Genomic DNA, 14,911 nt, shown 5'->3' on the forward strand with positions numbered 1-14,911 from the left:
CGAACGGAGGAAATCATGAAGATCAAGAACGTGACGGTCATCGCCGTCGAGATCCCGCTTGCCCGCAATTTCGGCGGCAGCCGGTACAATGTCACCAAGCGCTGCACCATCATCACGCGGATGGAGACGAACAGCGGCCTCGTCAGCGAGATCTACAACGGCGACAACCGCGACCATATGCGCGAGGTCGTTGAGATCATCGAGAAGGAACTGGCGCCGATGCTGATCGGCGAGGAGATCTTCGCGATTGAGCGGCTTTGGCAGAAGATGTTCAAGGCGGCCGAGTGGAACCGCGACCGCAAGCTCGTCATGGAGGCGATCGCCTGCATGGACAGCGCGCTCTGGGACCTGATCGGCAAGGCCGCGGGCGTCAATGTCTGCCGGCTGCTCGGCGGCTACCGCCAGGAGCTTCCGATCATCTGCATCGGCGGCTATTACGAGAAGGACAAGACGCTGGCCGACCTCGGCCGGGAAATGGAGCGGCTGCGCGAGGCCGGCCTTGCCGGCTGCAAGGTGAAGGTCGGCGGCCTTTCGGCCGAGGAGGACGCCAAGCGCGTCGAGGCGGCCCGCAAGGGCGGCGGCGACGGCTTCTGGATCGCGGTCGACGCCAATCGCGGCTGGCCGGTGGCCGAAGCCGTGAAATTCACCCGCCTGATCGAGAAATACGACATCGCCTGGTTTGAGGAACCCTGCCACTGGTACGACGACGCGCGCATGATGGCGCAGGTCCGCCGTGCGACCTCGATCCCCGTCGATGCCGGCCAGAGCGAGATGAATGCCGCGGGCGTGCGGCGCCTCGTCGCCGCGGAAGCCGTCGATATCGTCAATTTCGACGCGTCGGAAGCCGGCGGCATCACCGAATGGCGCCGCGCCGCCGCCCTGTGCGCCCTCAACGATATCCGCGTCGGCCATCACGAGGAGGCGCAGATCGCCATGCACATGATCGCCGCCATCCCCAACGGCCTGTGCGTCGAGTGCTTCGAGCCGGCGCGCGATCCGATCTGGGCCGGCCTGATCGCCAACCGCCCCAACCCGAAGGACGGCATCATCCAGGTCCCGCAGGGGCCGGGCTTCGGTGTCGAGCTGGATTGGGACATGGTCAAGCGCTACCGCGTGAACTGAGCGATGGCCGTCGCCGACAGCAGAGCGCTTCACGCGGAGGGGCGACGCCGCAGCGTGCGCCTTGCCAAACAGGTGCGGCTGGCGGCCGCCTTCCTGCTCATGATGGTCTCGGGGCTGGTGTGGAATTCCTTCGCCCTGTTCCTCGTCGCGCTGGAGGGGGAGTTCCACTGGTCCCGCGCCTCGATCTCCGGCGCCTACGGCGCCTTCGCGCTCATCAATGCGGTGAGCGCGCCCCTCTTCGGCTACCTGCTCGGCCGGTACAACAGCCGCGTCCTGCTGGCCGGCGCGGCGATGCTGCTCGGCACGGCCTTTCTCCTGACCGCGCATGTGTCGACGATCGGGCAGTTCTGGCTCGCCTTCGGCCTCGTCGGCGGCCTGGGGACGCATTGCACCAGTTCCTATGCGATCTTCGCCGTGCTTGCCGGCCGCTTCCGCAAGCGGCCGGCAACGGCGATGGCCATTGCCGATGCCGGGTCGGGCCTCGCCGCCTTCCTGGGCCTGCCGGTGATGAGCTGGATGATCGAGGATCTTGGCTGGCGCTTCACATATTCCGCCCTCGGCATCGTCCTGATGGGCATCGCCGTGCCGCTTCATCTGTTCGTGATCGACCGGGTGAAGTCCGCGTCCCGCGCGGGCGGCAGGTATGGCATGGCGGGGCTCGGCAGGGTCACCATACTGGCGCTCGTCATCAGCTATTTCTGCGGCTCGGCGGCCTATCACGGCCTGATGACCCAGCAGATCGCGCTGTTCGAGGACAACAGCGTCAATGGCCAGACGGCGGTCTGGATCGCGGCCGTCGCCGGCCTGATCATCTTCGTCTGGCGCCTGCTGTCCGGCTGGCTCTGCGATCTGTGGGGCTCCGGGCCGGTCATGGCGCTTGCCGCGCTGGGGGGCGTGCTGACCTTCGGCATGCTCGTGGTGATCCTCGTGACGGCGAACGTCGCCGCGCTTCTCGTCTATCCCCTCGTGCTCGGTGTCGCCTTCGGTGGCCAGCAGGTCCTGCTCGCCGACCGCGCGCGCCTCGTCGTCACGCTTTCCGCCCTCTCTGCGGTTCTCGGCGTCTGCCGGCTCGCCTCCGGCGCGGGCATGGCGGCAGGGCCGGTCCTCGCCGGCTCCCTCCACGACTGGGCAGGGGGCTACGGCGCTGCCATCGCGGTCATAGCCGGCCTCGCTTTGCTTCACTTCGTCACTTTCGCCGCCATTCGGCGAAGGCAGGCGCCGAAGATATGATATGAACAGCGATGCCGGCTACCCGCGGCCATAGACAACGACAGAAACGCAAGATGAAATTACAGACGTCGATGGAAGTCAGCTACGAGTCCCTGCTGAACGGTTTTCCCGGCCGCACGGACCGCAGCTTCCTTGGATGGAGCTCGGCGGTCCTCGTGCGCACGACCGCCGGATATGCGCTCTTCGACACGGGCACGGCTGGAGGCGAGAGGAATTCGCAACAGCGATATCCGGACGATCGTTCTTTCGCACCTGCACTTCGATCATGTGGCGAATGCCGAATGCTTCCCGCAAGCCGAGTTCCTGCGTGCTTCACGCGCCGGGGCATACGGGCGGGCATATTTCCCTGTCGCTGGTTTGTCGGCGGCAAGCAGGTCGTGCTGGCGCAGGGTGCGCTCAAGCATCGCGGTGAAATCGCCGCCGGGACCCTGGCGGGGGCCTTCGATGCCGAAGCCGCACGGAAAAGCATCGATCGTGTCCCAGGGAATGGTGTAGCTTCGGCGATTGCCGTGTCTTCCGGCTAGGGCCGGGACTGGATCAGCTTGCCGCTGCTGGCAGGCTGGTGAGCGGATCATCGCTCATAGCGGCCATGGTCTCAAGTATCATGTAGCGGGACCTTTGGACAGTCCACTCATCGTTGTGTTCGAGCAACAGCGCGCCCACGAGCCTGACGATGGCATCGTCGTTTGGGAAGATGCCGACGACGTCTGTTCGTTTCTTGATCTCGCCGTTGAGGCGTTCGATAGGATTTGTCGAGTGGAGCTTGGTCCAAAGCTGCCTGGGAAAGGTCATGTATCCGTCGTCTCTGCCTGCGGCCAGATGCACGGCACCGTGCTGGTCGACGACAAGGGCAATCTCGCTCGCGAGACCGCGCCGCTCTGGAACGACAAGCGCACCGTTGCCTATGTCGAAGCCTTCGAAAGGCAGCACCGTCCTGAAACCTATCTTGCCGACAGCGCCAATCCGGCCACCCCCGCCTGGCCCGGCTTCAAGCTGCAATGGCTGCGCGACATGGATCCTCAGGCCTGGGCACGCACCGCCGCCGTGCTGATGCCGAAGGATTTCATCAACCTGAAGCTTACCGGCGAAATCGCCATGGATCGCAACGACGGCGGAGCCAGCTTCCTGATGGACCCGCGCACCGGCGAATGGTCCGAGCGCATGATCGGCCTGCTCGGTCTCGATCGCGCAAAGCTCGCACCCTTGCGCAATCCGACCGAAATTCTCGGGGCAGTGACCGCCGAGGCCGCCCGCGAAACCGGCCTGCGCGAAGGCACGCCGGTCATCGTCGGCGGCGCGGATTATCCGGTGGCGCTGCTCGGCTCCGGCGTCTGCCGGCCGGGCGTCGGCGCCGAGGTGATGGGCACGTCCGCCATCATCACCGCCATCGCCGACCGGCCGCTGCTCAATGCGTCGGTGTCCAACTGCGGCACGGTCGAAGGCAATTGGGCCGCCTTCATGCTGCTCGAATCCGGTGGCGACGCCATGCGCTGGGCGCGTCGGGCGTTTCACGAAAAGCAGGTCTCCTATGAGGAGATCGTCGCCAAGGCCGCCGAGGCGCCGGCAGGCTCCGAACGCCTATTCTTCATGCCCTATCTCGCCGGCGAGCGCCTAGGCGACCACCGCAACGCGCGCGCGCAGTATTTCGGCATCGGCGCCGCGCATCGCCTGCCGCATATGCACCGCGCCGTGCTGGAAGGCGTCGCCTTCGCGGTCAAGCGCCACATCAACATTCTCGACGGTATTTCCGGCAAGCCGATCGAGCGTGTCATCGCGTCTGGCGGCGGCGCCAAGACCGAGCTCTGGCTCAAGATCAAGGCCAGCGTCTACGACCTGCCGATCCTGGTGCCGGAAGAGGCTGAATGCGGCATTGTCGGCTGCGCGGTGATGGCGGCTGCGGCGACCGGCCTCCATGCGAATGTCGAGGCGGCGGCAGACGCCTATGTCCGCTACAGCAAGGAAATCAAGCCGGAGCCGGCATGGTCGGAGATCTATCGGCCGATGCAGGCCTTCTTTGAAAAGCTCTATTTCCATAGCCAGTCGCTTTACGATGACCTCGACAGGTTGCCGGCATGAGTATCAAGGCAGTCCTCTTCGACATGGACGGTACGCTGGTCGACAGCGAAGTCCTGCATTTCGACACGATGGTGACGGCGGTTAAGTCCTTCGGCCATGCGGTGCCGGACGATTTCGCCGCCCGCATCACCGGCATGACCATCGGCGACTGCCATGCGCTGCTGGTGGAGACGATCGGCTTCGACCGGTCGCTGGAGGAATTGATCGACGCCAAATACGAACTCTATGTCGCGCAGGCGTCCGGCCTGAAGCTGCGCGCCGGCATCCCTGATGTGTTCGACCTTCTCCGCGTCACCGCCTTGCCCATGGCCGTGGTTTCGAACTCCGACCGTATGATCGCCGAGGCCAATCTCGCCGCTACCGGAATTGCCGCTCCTGGCCTGATCACCGTGACGCGCAACGACGTCCGCTTCGGCAAGCCGCGCCCCGAGCCTTATCTCCGGGCTGCCTGGCTTCTCAGGGTCGATCCGTCCGAATGCCTCGTGGTCGAGGACAGCGTGCCGGGCGCGCGCGCCGGTCTCGCCGCCGGCATGACGGTGATCGGCTGGCCCGAGCCGCATCGGCCCGACATCGTCTTTCCGGCCGATGTCATCGTCGCCGACCCTGAAGATCTCGTCTCTACGCTCGGGCCGCACCTTGGTGGCCCCGGCTCAACCGTTCCCGTTTCAAGGATTGCCTAGATGTATCTCGACAAGTTCAAGCTGACCGGCAAGGTCGCCGTCGTCACCGGTGCCGCCCGCGGCATCGGCCTCGCCACCGTCGAAGCGCTGGCTGAAGCCGGCGCCACCGTGGTGCTGACCGACATGAACCCGGGCCTGCTTTCCTCCGCCACGGCGGAGATGAAGGCCAAGGGCTATTCCGTCGACAGCGAGTTGCTCGATGTGACCGACGTCGCTTCGGTGCAGAAGGTGCACGATGCCATCCTTGCCCGCCATGGCAGGGTCGATGTTCTCGTCAACAATGCCGGCATCGCCATTTCCAACCACCCGGCGGAAACCATGGCCGACGATGTCTGGAACAAAGTGATCGACGTCAATCTCAACGGCGTGTTCTGGTGCTGCCGCGCATTCGGCAGCACGATGCTCAAGCAGGGCGCGGGCTCCATCGTCAATGTGGGCTCGATGTCGGGCTTCATCGTCAACCGCCCGCAGGAGCAGGCAAACTACAACGCCTCGAAGGCTGCGGTGCATCACCTCACCAAGTCGCTGGCCGCCGAATGGGGCGCGCGCGGGGTACGCGTCAACGCCGTGGCGCCGACCTATATCGACACGGAAATGAACAAGTATGTCTACGAGAACGCGGAAATGTATCGCCACTGGGTGGGCGGCACGCCGATGAACCGGCTCGGCAAGACGGATGAGGTCGCCTCCGTCATCCTGTTCCTGACCAGCGACGCCGCCAGCCTGATGACCGGCTCGATCGTTCTGGCCGATGGAGGATATGTATGCTGGTAAAAGCGGAAACGGCGGGTGTCGTAAGGGGCGCACGCTTTCCTGGCCGCTATATCCAGGGTGCCGGCACGATCGCCCGCCTCGGCCAGGAAGCCGCATCCTTCGGCGACAAGGCCATCGTGCTGCTAGACAACGGCATTTTTGACCTGCTGAAGGACGATGTTGTTGCGTCCTTTGCCAAGGGTCCCGCAGTCGAGATCGTCCGCCATGGCGGCGAATGCTCGCAACGGGCGATCGCCGAACTGGTGGCCGCCGCGCGCAATGCCGGAGCGGCCGTCGTCGTCGGGGCAGGGGGTGGAAAGGCGCTGGATACGGCCAAGGCCGCCGCGCGCGACCTGAATCTGCCGGCGCTGGTGTTCCCGACGATTGCCGCATCGGATGCACCCTGCAGCGCGCTGGCCGTGGTCTATAACGAGGACGGCACGGTCGCCTATGATACGTTCCTGCCGAGCAATCCGGCCTTGGTTCTGGTCGATACGGCGCTGATCGCCAAGGCGCCCGCCCGCTTTCTTGCCGCCGGGATCGGCGATGCCCTCGCCACCTGGCACGAGGCCGATTCCTGCCGCGCCAGCGGCGCCTTCAACTGCATGAAAATGCCCGGCGTACCACTGGCCTACGAGGTCGCGCGCTTCTGCCGCGACACGATTTTCGAATTCGGTGCGGCGGCTCTCGCGGAATGTGATGCGAAGAAAGCGGGTCTCGCGCTTGAGCGTGTGGTCGAGGCGAACATTCTGCTCTCCGGCATCGGCTTCGAATCCGGCGGCGTCGCGGCTGCTCATGCCATCCATCACGGACTTTGTGAGCTTGACGACGTCCACCACCACCTACATGGCGAAAAGGTCGCAATCGGCGTTCTGGCCGGTCTCAAACTGCATGGGCTTGAGGACGAATACGACAAGGTTCGCCGGTTCTGTCTCTCCGTGCGGCTGCCGACGAAACTTGCCGATATCGGGATTGCAGAGGTGACGCCGGAAAAGCTGGCGATCGTCGCAAGACGCGCCTGCCGCGCCGGCGAGATCATTCACAACGAGCCGTTGCCGGTCACCGAAGCCATGGTGATCGCCGCGCTCGAAACGTTGGCCTGACACGATTGGGCAGGGAGGAATTGTCATGAAGGAAGTCGAAGCGTTCAAGAGCGGTCTTCACGAAGGCCGCAAGGTCGTCGTATCGGGGGGGACCAGCGGGATCGGCAATGCCATAGCGCGGGGTTTCGCCGAAGCGGGTGCAAGCGTGATCGCGACCGGCAGCTCTGAGGCGCGGCTAACGGCGGCGAAGGCGTCGGCATCCGAACGGCTCACGTTCGGCCTGCTTGATGTCCGCGACAATGCGGCGGTCACCGCGTTCTTCGGTGGCCTCGATCAACTTGACGTTCTGGTCAATTGCCAAGGCGTCGCGCGGCCGGATGCCGAATGGGACGAAGAGACGTTTCTCGACGTCATGGACATCAACCTGTCCAGCGCCATGCGTCTCTCTCGCGCCGCCTATCCGCTGCTCAAGGCGTCCAAAGGCGCGATCATCAACATTGCCTCGATGCTGAGCTATCTCGCCGACGAAACCGTGCCGGCCTACACCGCCAGCAAGACCGGCATCGTGGGACTGACGCGTGCGCTTGCCCACAAATACGGTCGCGATGGCGTGCGGGTGAATGCCATCGCGCCCGGGTATCACCGCACCGACATGACCAGGGGCCTGTGGTCGGTGCCGGAGAGCGAGGCGGTTATCAGCCAGCGCTCGGCGCTCAAGCGCTGGGGCACGACCACGGATCTCGTCGGCCCGGCACTGTTTCTGTCATCGCCGGCGGCTGAATTCGTTACCGGCATCACGCTGCCGGTCGATGGCGGTTATCACGTCGGCTGATCAGGCAAGGAAAGTTCCATAATGTTGATTACGCCACACATGTTTTGTAGTCGGGTACATTCTATTTCCAAGTGCGACATGCCATTAATTTCAATGGCTTCACTTCGGAGATTTTGGCATGTCCAGATGCTATACACAAATCACCCTCGCTGACCGGCGACGCCTACATCAGCTGGTGGCGGCAAAAGTTCCCGTCAACGAGATGGCCCGTCAGCTTGGCCGTCACCGCTCGACGATTTACCGCGAGATCAAGCGCAATACGTTTCGTGATCGCGAACTGCCGGACTACGACGGCTACTACAGCACGGTTGCTCACGATATCTCCAAGGAGCGGCGACGCCGGCTGAGAAAGCTTCGGCGCCACCCGAATTTACGCTCGGAGATCATCAACCAGTTGGAGGCACGCTGGTCTCCAGAGCAGATCGCCGGGCGGCTGTTGTTGGAGAGGCTCAGTCTTGTTCGCGTTTGCAAAGAGACAATCTATCGCTTCATCTACAGCAAGGAAGATTATGGGCTAGGCCTCTATCAGTATTTACCGGAAGCGCGCCGCAAACGTCGTCCACTGCGCTCCAGGAAGCCGCGCGACGGTGCGTTCCCAGCCACGCATCGCATATCCCAACGTCCTGATTTTATTGGAGATAGATCGCAGTTTGGGCATTGGGAGGGCGACCTCCTCATCTTTGAACGCCCACTCGGACATGCCAATGTCACGTCCCTTGTGGAGCGCCGAAGCCGCTATACAGTTCTCATCAAGAATCCGAGCCGGCACTCACGCCCGATCATGGACAAGATCATCAGAGCGTTTTCTCCTTTACCGGCGTTCGCGCGTCAAAGCTTCACATTTGATCGCGGTACCGAGTTTGCCGGATTCAGGGCTTTGGAAGAAGGGATCGGTGCGCGTAGCTGGTTCTGCGACCCGAGTGCACCGTGGCAAAAAGGGACAGTCGAGAATACCAACAAGCGCATTCGCCGTTTCATGCCAGGCGCTACAGATCTGGCAGCCGTGTCACAACACGACCTGATCCAACTCACACGTCATCTCAACGACCAACCCCGTAAATGCCTCGGCTACAAGACACCAGCCGAGGTGTTCATGGGTGAGCGCAACGAAGAGCCCACGGCTTCCGTGATTGACTGAATAGGCTTCCGGCTGTCGGTCAGAACTTTTGCTTTGCCCGCTTCGGCATAAAATAGGCTCGGATCTTGACGAGCGCTTCGGCGACGGCAACGGCATCCTGACGGGTCGCGTTCCGTTTTGCCTCGCCGAGCTTGCGGATGGGCGCGACGATATCCCCAGTGACGGCATGACCTCCAAGGACGGGCTGCCAAAGCTTGGGCGCGTACCTTGTTCCCAATAGAAAGCAGAGGTCCCAAGCGAAGGGATCAAAGGTTTGATCATCGATCTTGGTGAACCTGGGCCGATGATCTTTCGGCGTTTCGGCGAGGCTTGCCGATATCCGGTTGTATTCCGCAACGATGGTCTGGACGGCTCGATGCTCGGTTGTTTCCATTGGCAGGTTCAGGGCATCCGGGCCAGTCAGCTCCGGGATCCACTGACGCGGGTCGATAAACCTCGGGCCGATGATGAGAGCCGTGAGATAGCCGTCGAGGCCGCTCATCGACCAGATCGGCGAGACTGGACGGCGTGCCCTGATAAACGCCTCGAACGCCTCGTCATCGAGCTTCGGTCGTGCCGTAGCCCCTTGGCTGTTCTGTGTCATGCCGCCCGTCGCTCCTGATCTGCAATGCTCTCGCGGTTGGCCTTCCAGGTCCATGGAAAGAGCGTATCCATCTGGTTCGCGGTCACCTTGCCGGAGATGATGCGCTCGAGCACGTCGGCAAGCCAAGCTTCGGGGTCTACACTATTGAGCTTTGCCGTGTTGACGAGCGATGCGAGGACCGCGAACGTCTTGCCACCGCGTTCGCTGCCCACGAACAACGAGTTCTTCCTCGTCAGAGCCACCGATTTCATCGAACGCTCGACCACATTGGAGTCCACTTCGATCCGGCCATCCTCCAGGAAGGCTGCCAGTCCGTTCCAGTGGTTGAGCGTGTAGGTGACGGCCTTGCCAAGCGCCGATTTCGACGACACCTCGTCGCTCAGTTCGGTGAGCTGGGCCTTCAGTTCGCTCATGATGGGCGCTGCCTCGCGACGCCGCACCGTGAGCCGGGTATCGGCATTTTCGCCGCGCAGTTTCGCTTCGATCCGATAGAGCTCGGCAATCCTGGCAAGGATCGACAGGGCCTCAGCAGACCCGGTCATCTTGACGATTTCGACGAACTTGCGTCGGGCATGGGCAAGGCAGAAGGCCAGCCGCATGGGAGCGACATTGCTCCTCCCCCGGCGCTTGGCCAAGGTTTTATAGGCTTGGTACCCATCGACCTGGAGCACGCCGGCAAACGACGACAATTGCCCCTCGACCTCGCGCGCGCTGCGGCTTTCGGCAAAAGTATAGGCCACCGCCGGCGGCGCCGGACCATTCCATGGCCGATCGTCGACCGCCTGCGCCCAAAGTTGGCAGACCTTGGTTCGCTTACGCCCCGGATCAAGCCGCGGGAGCGGCGTCTCATCACAGAACACCCTTGGCTGGGAGCGGATGAAGGCAAGCAGCGCGTCATAGAGAAGCTCAAGCCACCAGGCGACCCGCGTCACCCAGGCCCCGAGCGTGCCGCGATCGATGATCACGCCGCAGGAGGCAAGCATCTGCGCCTGGCGATGAAGCGGCAAATGCCAGGCGAACTTCGAAACGGCGACATGGGCGGCAAACGCCGTGGTCACCATGCCGCCGTCCATCACACGCGCCGGCGCTGGCGCTTGCACAATGGCACTCTCGCAGGCCCGGCATGCGTAGCGCGGCCGGATCGTCCGCTTCACCCGGACAACCGCCGGCACGATGTCGAGCGCCTCACTGACGTCCGTGCCGATGCAATGCAGCTCGAACGAGCAGCACGGGCAAATCTTGCTCTCCGGCTCGATGAGCTCTTCATACCGTGGGAGATGCCTGGGTAACCGGCCGATGTTGCGCGCCGGCGATCGCCGCTCCTGCTTTCGGCCGTCAGCCACGGGTGCAACATCGTCATTGGCCGCCGCGGGAATGTCGCTGAGATCGCCAAGCTCAAGCGTCGCCTGCTTCGGGTCGATCGCCGTCATCTTCTCCGATTTCGGCCCAAAGAGCTGCCGCTCCAGGAAGGCAACGCGCGCCTTGAGGTCGGCATTCTCTGCATCGAGCGAGAGAATGATTCGGCTCAATTGCGCGGCATCCTGAGGTAAAGGGTCGGGTCGAAGCGGCATGGCAGACCCTAGCACATGACCCTGAATCTTCAAGCAAATCCAATAGGATCAGCCTGCTTTCGTTGGCCGCTTTACGGTGTTTCGCCTGACCCGCGTCCAGTCGATACCGGCCAGCAAAAGGGAGAACTCCTGGCTACTCATCTGCATCGCGCCATCACGGATCGGTGGCCAAACGAACGTGCCAGCCTCCAGCCATTTCGTCGCCAGGATCATGCCTGATCCGTCCCAATAAATGCAGCGCAGGCGATCGAGACGCTTGGCGCGGAACACGAACACGTCACCACAGTAGGGATCAGCTGCAAGCGCTGACGCCACCAGCGCAACAAGCCCATTCATGCCGCGCCGGAAGTCGACCGGCTGCGTCGCCACCATGATCTTCACTCCACCAGGCGAAAGTCCAATCACCGGCGTGCTCGCAACGTTGCCACGATCGCCTGCGCCAATTCGGGCGCCACCGAGCCGATCACGGTCATACGCGCGCCAGCAATCTCGATCTCAATACGCCCCGCGGCGTCATGGGCGACATCCGACGGCGAGTTCTCGCAAGACGTTCTATCGCCAACCACCGTCACCGGCACGAACATGGCCTGCTGTGCGCCGGCTTGCGCGGATCGTCGAGAGGTCAGCCCGGCTTCGCGCCGCCAGACGTTCAGCAGGCCGCGATTGACGCCCCAGCGCCGGGCGATCGCCGAGATGTTCACGTCAGGTTCTGCACTTTCGGCAAGGATCCGCGCCTTCTCCTCGTCGGTCCAATTCCGCCGCTGGCGTCGACCCGTGATCACCTCGATCCGACGATACTTTCCCTCATGCCTGGCTTCATGCATGCCTTCATCCATGGCTTCAAGCATGGCATCAGCGCGATCTTCGACCATCCCGTTCCGCTCCTATCGGTGAAGGAGCTGTTCTCGCGGCCGCGATCGCAAAAGGAAAGGTGGGGTGTTCGTCGCGCTCACGTTCATGGCGCATTTGCAGGATGAGGCGTGATCCCCTACCCTGCAAAATGGGTATGATGCACTTGGATTAGCTTCTCCAGCCGCAAAGTTGAAGTGTCCTGATTCTTGCTGAAAGCACCGCAGTTTTGCCCAAGGCAACATTTCGTGCCGCAAAATGAAGTCTGGTTTTTCCCAAACCCCGGAACAACTGATTTTCCGCAGTCTACGCCTCGAACTCGTCGTTCGCTTCAACAAATTGATCTGCTACTTGGGCGTATGCTTGATCATGATAACGGCCTTTGACGTACCGATCCCGGATTTGGAGACGGTCGTCACGTGCATGCCGGCACGCGAGCCGTAGTAGATCGAGTGATCGTCCTGCGCCCGCGCAGGAATGATAGACAACTTTCCCGCTGCGCCTGCTGCGGCGATCAACAACATCACCCTGGACCTCGCCATCCCGATTAACGCCTGCATGCAATACCTCCATTAGCCCGCACTGGGCAGCTTCGATTTCAACGCGGACCATGCGTCCGAGACCTTCCTGCCAGCAGATGCTGCTTTCGATGGCTCGGACCCAAGCACCTTCAAAAGGTCCGCCAACTCCGCCTCGACGGCAAGGGGATGAACCTTGGCCGCATCCATGGCAGCCAAGCAGGCTCGTGCCTTCGCGGGCTGACTGAGCGTCGGAATTGCCGTCTCGATATCGTACGTGACTTCACCGAGAGATACGATGTCGTCCGCGAAGCGCGCGTCGATCCAGTCGTTGATCTCGGGAAGCGTACCTGGAACGGCGGATTTCTTCGCCTCGAGCATCGCGATCTTGGCCTTAACAACCGCCAGAAGCGAGGTACGGAACAGCTCGGTGGACGCGTCAAGGTCGGCAAGCCAGTCGGAAGACAGCAATCGCGTTGCCTGCTCTCTCGTCCAGCCCGCGCCGACCAGTGCACTGACACCACCGACACCGCTCAGGACCAGCGCTCCGGCCGGGCCGAAAGCCATCAGGCCGATAGCCTTGCCCGACAGCGCGCCAATGGCCGAAAGTCCACCTTTGACGCTGGCATCCATCACGACCGAAAACGGCAGGTCGGACAGGGGCATACGGCCGCGCCAGACACTGTGGAGGTTTCGCGCCGAGGCAACCGCCATGGCAAAGAACGGCACGTTCAGGTCGCCCAACGCCTCGGCGGCTTCGAGGGAGGTTGTCATGACGAGGTCGGCGATCTCGCGATCAAAGCCATCGACATAGAAGACGAGTTTCGCCCATTCCTCCCCGCTGCTGATAACGGCCTCCGCCAATTCGGCATTGGCGTACACAGGCATGTCGGGATACTTGGCGAAATGCGTTCGCAGACCTTCAAGGCCCTGCAGGCATTTCACCTGAAACGAGACACCGTCTACGAGGAGATCGAAACCCGCATTGTTAGAGGTCTCTGGAAAGCTGACCACGTGGCCGACTTCCGAAAGGCGGACTGCCACTAGCTGTTCGGAGACATAACCACGCAGGTTATTGCCTGCTCCCGCCGCAGCGGCCTCGCTCATCGATCCGATGCGCTCGGCAAACACACCAAACTTGAAGATGTCTCCGAGGTCTTCCGATCTAGAGAAATCGGCCGCGGCGAGAACCATCGGATCGATGGATACCGCATTGTAGAGCATGTCGCCCGCCGACAGAGCCGTCACAGCGGCCATTTCCAATGCATCGCTGCGGTTCTTCGAGAGTACGCCCGTAAGCAGGTCGCTACGCCGCTCGGAGACGAACGCTCCAGTATTCAGATCGCCGACCGCGTTTGGCAAACGCCCGCCTGTCGCGTTTGCGATGGCCGCGTTGCGAAGCATGTTTTCGGCCATGGTCGCCGTGGACAGCGAAGCCAGGTCAGCTCTGGCCGCGGTTCGGAAATCGTTCAGTACGACCGCCAGACCGTCCCGTTCTGCCGACAGCCCACGAAGGGATAACTGGACCGAAACGATAGCGGCGAGCTTGGCAGCCTGCCCGCCGTTTACGTAGTTGTTTGCCAGGTATCCGATACCGAGGACGGCCGGGATACTGAAAAGCGGGTTCGCGAGCATGAAAAGCGTCGACACCACGGCTGGCCCACTCATGAACGGGATAAACGCCGAGGCCTGGGCAGCGAGAATGTAGGCGCTGAACCCGGCCAGGTTCACGCCCATACCGATGGAGAACGCAGCGGTACCTGTCGCGAGTACGGTAAATGCTGCCCGATCTCCTGCCGTCAGGGCGTCCCGCATAGCGTCATCCCGCAGTTCGGGTGGCAAGCTTCGAATATGGTCACGGACGCGCTGGCCAAGTGCGCTCGCCAGTTCTTCCGGCATCTCACCGGATGTCGACGCCTCGGCCACTGCCTTGGCGACGAGTTGCGCCTGATCGGCGACCAGGGAGGCGAAATCTTGGTGGGAACGACCGCGTAGCGCCTTCACCGCCTGCCAGGCTTTCTGGATGCCCGTCTGCGGCACGTTCTCGCTGTCGTCGGCGACAGGCACGGACATCACCGACGATGCTTTGTACGCCACACCCGCGCCAACCGAGTTGGCCCGTCTCGACGACAACGGAAGGGTGGTGTCGAGGTCGAGGGCTTCCGCGATCCTGACCCACAGGCGAATCCGCAGCGCGCGGTCTGAGATATCGGACGCAAACAGTTCGTCGGCGGCGAGCTTTAGACGGCGAGCGAAAGCCGTGGCATCTGATGACTCGGCATTCTTCTGAAAGCGGGACAACATATCGCTGACGCGGTCCATGGACATGGACAACAGCGTTATGGCCTCGAAGCTTGCGATGAGATTACACAGTTCGCGGCGATCAAGCGCCCCGAGACCCGCGAAAATCGTCCATGGCGGCACGTACAATTCTTTCCCCCTCAAGCACCCGCATTTTCATGCCGGATTGCTTCCGGGTTGTCTAATGATTTCCGAGAGTTGTCGCAGCCTAGTCT

The 14,911-nt window shown here is 62.5% G+C and carries 14 protein-coding genes and 2 pseudogenes; 9 read left to right on the forward strand and 7 right to left on the reverse strand.

Annotation, left to right across the window (positions count from 1 at the left end):
• Positions 1–15 precede the first annotated feature (15 nt).
• The 3 genes from AB3G45_RS03630 to AB3G45_RS03640 all read left to right on the forward strand — a co-directional run bounded on the left by AB3G45_RS03630 (position 16) and on the right by AB3G45_RS03640 (position 2,847).
• Positions 16–1,122: a mandelate racemase/muconate lactonizing enzyme family protein gene (locus AB3G45_RS03630; RefSeq protein ID WP_367829269.1), complete on the forward strand. Its 1,107-nt coding sequence runs from the start codon at positions 16–18 to the stop codon at positions 1,120–1,122.
• Between the two features lie 54 nt (positions 1,123–1,176).
• Complete coding sequence (locus AB3G45_RS03635) at positions 1,177–2,352, forward strand: MFS transporter (protein WP_367829270.1); 1,176 nt, start codon at positions 1,177–1,179, stop codon at positions 2,350–2,352.
• 174 nt (positions 2,353–2,526) lie between these two features.
• Positions 2,527–2,847 (forward strand): MBL fold metallo-hydrolase, encoded by a 321-nt coding sequence (locus AB3G45_RS03640; protein WP_367829271.1) that lies wholly within the window; start codon positions 2,527–2,529, stop codon positions 2,845–2,847.
• Positions 2,848–2,889: 42 nt separating this feature from the next.
• Here the strand turns inward: AB3G45_RS03640 and AB3G45_RS03645 are convergent.
• A pseudogene (locus AB3G45_RS03645) lies at positions 2,890–3,147 on the reverse strand (transposase); the annotation flags it as partial.
• Between AB3G45_RS03645 and AB3G45_RS03650 the strand changes: the two are divergent.
• The 6 genes and pseudogenes from AB3G45_RS03650 to AB3G45_RS03675 all read left to right on the forward strand — a co-directional run.
• A pseudogene (locus tag AB3G45_RS03650) lies at positions 3,058–4,428 on the forward strand (FGGY-family carbohydrate kinase); the annotation flags it as partial. The pseudogenes AB3G45_RS03645 and AB3G45_RS03650 sit on opposite strands and share 90 nt — an antisense overlap.
• Entirely contained in the window at positions 4,425–5,108 is a 684-nt protein-coding gene (locus tag AB3G45_RS03655; RefSeq protein WP_367829272.1) for an HAD family hydrolase, read from the forward strand. The pseudogene AB3G45_RS03650 and the gene AB3G45_RS03655, both read left to right, overlap by 4 nt.
• Positions 5,109–5,882, forward strand: a complete 774-nt coding sequence (locus AB3G45_RS03660) for an SDR family NAD(P)-dependent oxidoreductase (RefSeq protein ID WP_367829273.1) — start codon at positions 5,109–5,111, stop codon at positions 5,880–5,882.
• Positions 5,873–6,964 carry a glycerol dehydrogenase gene (locus tag AB3G45_RS03665; RefSeq protein ID WP_367829274.1) on the forward strand — a complete coding sequence of 364 codons (1,092 nt, stop codon included), beginning with the start codon at positions 5,873–5,875 and terminating at the stop codon, positions 6,962–6,964. Before AB3G45_RS03660 ends, AB3G45_RS03665 begins: the two co-directional genes overlap by 10 nt.
• Positions 6,965–6,989: 25 nt before the next feature.
• A complete protein-coding gene (locus AB3G45_RS03670) occupies positions 6,990–7,736 on the forward strand; it encodes an SDR family NAD(P)-dependent oxidoreductase (RefSeq protein WP_367829275.1) in 747 nt (248 codons plus the stop codon).
• 118 nt (positions 7,737–7,854) lie between these two features.
• A complete protein-coding gene (locus AB3G45_RS03675; RefSeq protein ID WP_367829276.1) occupies positions 7,855–8,874 on the forward strand; it encodes an IS30 family transposase in 1,020 nt (339 codons plus the stop codon).
• A gap of 19 nt (positions 8,875–8,893) precedes the next feature.
• On the opposite strand, the gene AB3G45_RS03680 is transcribed toward AB3G45_RS03675, so the two are convergent.
• The 6 genes from AB3G45_RS03680 to AB3G45_RS03705 all read right to left on the reverse strand — a co-directional run bounded on the left by AB3G45_RS03680 (position 8,894) and on the right by AB3G45_RS03705 (position 14,819).
• Positions 8,894–9,457 (reverse strand): YecA family protein, encoded by a 564-nt coding sequence (locus tag AB3G45_RS03680; protein WP_064334525.1) that lies wholly within the window; start codon positions 9,455–9,457, stop codon positions 8,894–8,896.
• Positions 9,454–11,028: an IS66 family transposase gene (locus AB3G45_RS03685; RefSeq protein ID WP_160788236.1), complete on the reverse strand. Its 1,575-nt coding sequence runs from the start codon at positions 11,026–11,028 to the stop codon at positions 9,454–9,456. Before AB3G45_RS03685 ends, AB3G45_RS03680 begins: the two co-directional genes overlap by 4 nt.
• 48 nt (positions 11,029–11,076) lie before the next feature.
• Positions 11,077–11,433 carry an IS66 family insertion sequence element accessory protein TnpB gene (gene tnpB / locus AB3G45_RS03690; RefSeq protein WP_160788235.1) on the reverse strand — a complete coding sequence of 119 codons (357 nt, stop codon included), beginning with the start codon at positions 11,431–11,433 and terminating at the stop codon, positions 11,077–11,079.
• The gene (locus AB3G45_RS03695; RefSeq protein WP_160788234.1) at positions 11,430–11,900 is read right to left on the reverse strand and encodes a transposase; all 471 of its coding nucleotides are present in this window, start codon (positions 11,898–11,900) and stop codon (positions 11,430–11,432) included. Before AB3G45_RS03695 ends, tnpB begins: the two co-directional genes overlap by 4 nt.
• A gap of 324 nt (positions 11,901–12,224) precedes the next feature.
• On the reverse strand, positions 12,225–12,437 hold the full coding sequence (locus AB3G45_RS03700) for a hypothetical protein (protein WP_367829277.1): 213 nt from the start codon (positions 12,435–12,437) through the stop codon (positions 12,225–12,227).
• Positions 12,438–12,449: 12 nt separating this feature from the next.
• On the reverse strand, positions 12,450–14,819 hold the full coding sequence (locus AB3G45_RS03705) for a hypothetical protein (protein ID WP_367829350.1): 2,370 nt from the start codon (positions 14,817–14,819) through the stop codon (positions 12,450–12,452).
• Between the last annotated feature and the right edge of the window lie 92 nt (positions 14,820–14,911).

Origin of the sequence: Shinella sp. S4-D37 (assembly GCF_040812195.1) — a bacterium.
In the GTDB taxonomy this organism is placed as follows: Bacteria; Pseudomonadota; Alphaproteobacteria; order Rhizobiales; family Rhizobiaceae; genus Shinella.

Bases quoted from the DNA above. Each gene is read 5' to 3' on its own strand.
- AB3G45_RS03630 (WP_367829269.1), top strand. From the start codon at position 16: ATGAAGATCAAGAACGTGACGGTCATCGCCGTCGAGATCCCGCTTGCC.
- AB3G45_RS03640 (WP_367829271.1), top strand. From the start codon at position 2,527: ATGCGCTCTTCGACACGGGCACGGCTGGAGGCGAGAGGAATTCGCAAC.
- AB3G45_RS03655 (WP_367829272.1), top strand. From the start codon at position 4,425: ATGAGTATCAAGGCAGTCCTCTTCGACATGGACGGTACGCTGGTCGAC.
- AB3G45_RS03660 (WP_367829273.1), top strand. From the start codon at position 5,109: ATGTATCTCGACAAGTTCAAGCTGACCGGCAAGGTCGCCGTCGTCACC.
- AB3G45_RS03665 (WP_367829274.1), top strand. From the start codon at position 5,873: ATGCTGGTAAAAGCGGAAACGGCGGGTGTCGTAAGGGGCGCACGCTTT.
- AB3G45_RS03670 (WP_367829275.1), top strand. From the start codon at position 6,990: ATGAAGGAAGTCGAAGCGTTCAAGAGCGGTCTTCACGAAGGCCGCAAG.
- AB3G45_RS03675 (WP_367829276.1), top strand. From the start codon at position 7,855: ATGTCCAGATGCTATACACAAATCACCCTCGCTGACCGGCGACGCCTA.
- AB3G45_RS03680 (WP_064334525.1), bottom strand. From the start codon at position 9,457: ATGACACAGAACAGCCAAGGGGCTACGGCACGACCGAAGCTCGATGAC.
- AB3G45_RS03685 (WP_160788236.1), bottom strand. From the start codon at position 11,028: ATGCCGCTTCGACCCGACCCTTTACCTCAGGATGCCGCGCAATTGAGC.
- AB3G45_RS03695 (WP_160788234.1), bottom strand. From the start codon at position 11,900: ATGGTCGAAGATCGCGCTGATGCCATGCTTGAAGCCATGGATGAAGGC.
- AB3G45_RS03700 (WP_367829277.1), bottom strand. From the start codon at position 12,437: ATGCAGGCGTTAATCGGGATGGCGAGGTCCAGGGTGATGTTGTTGATC.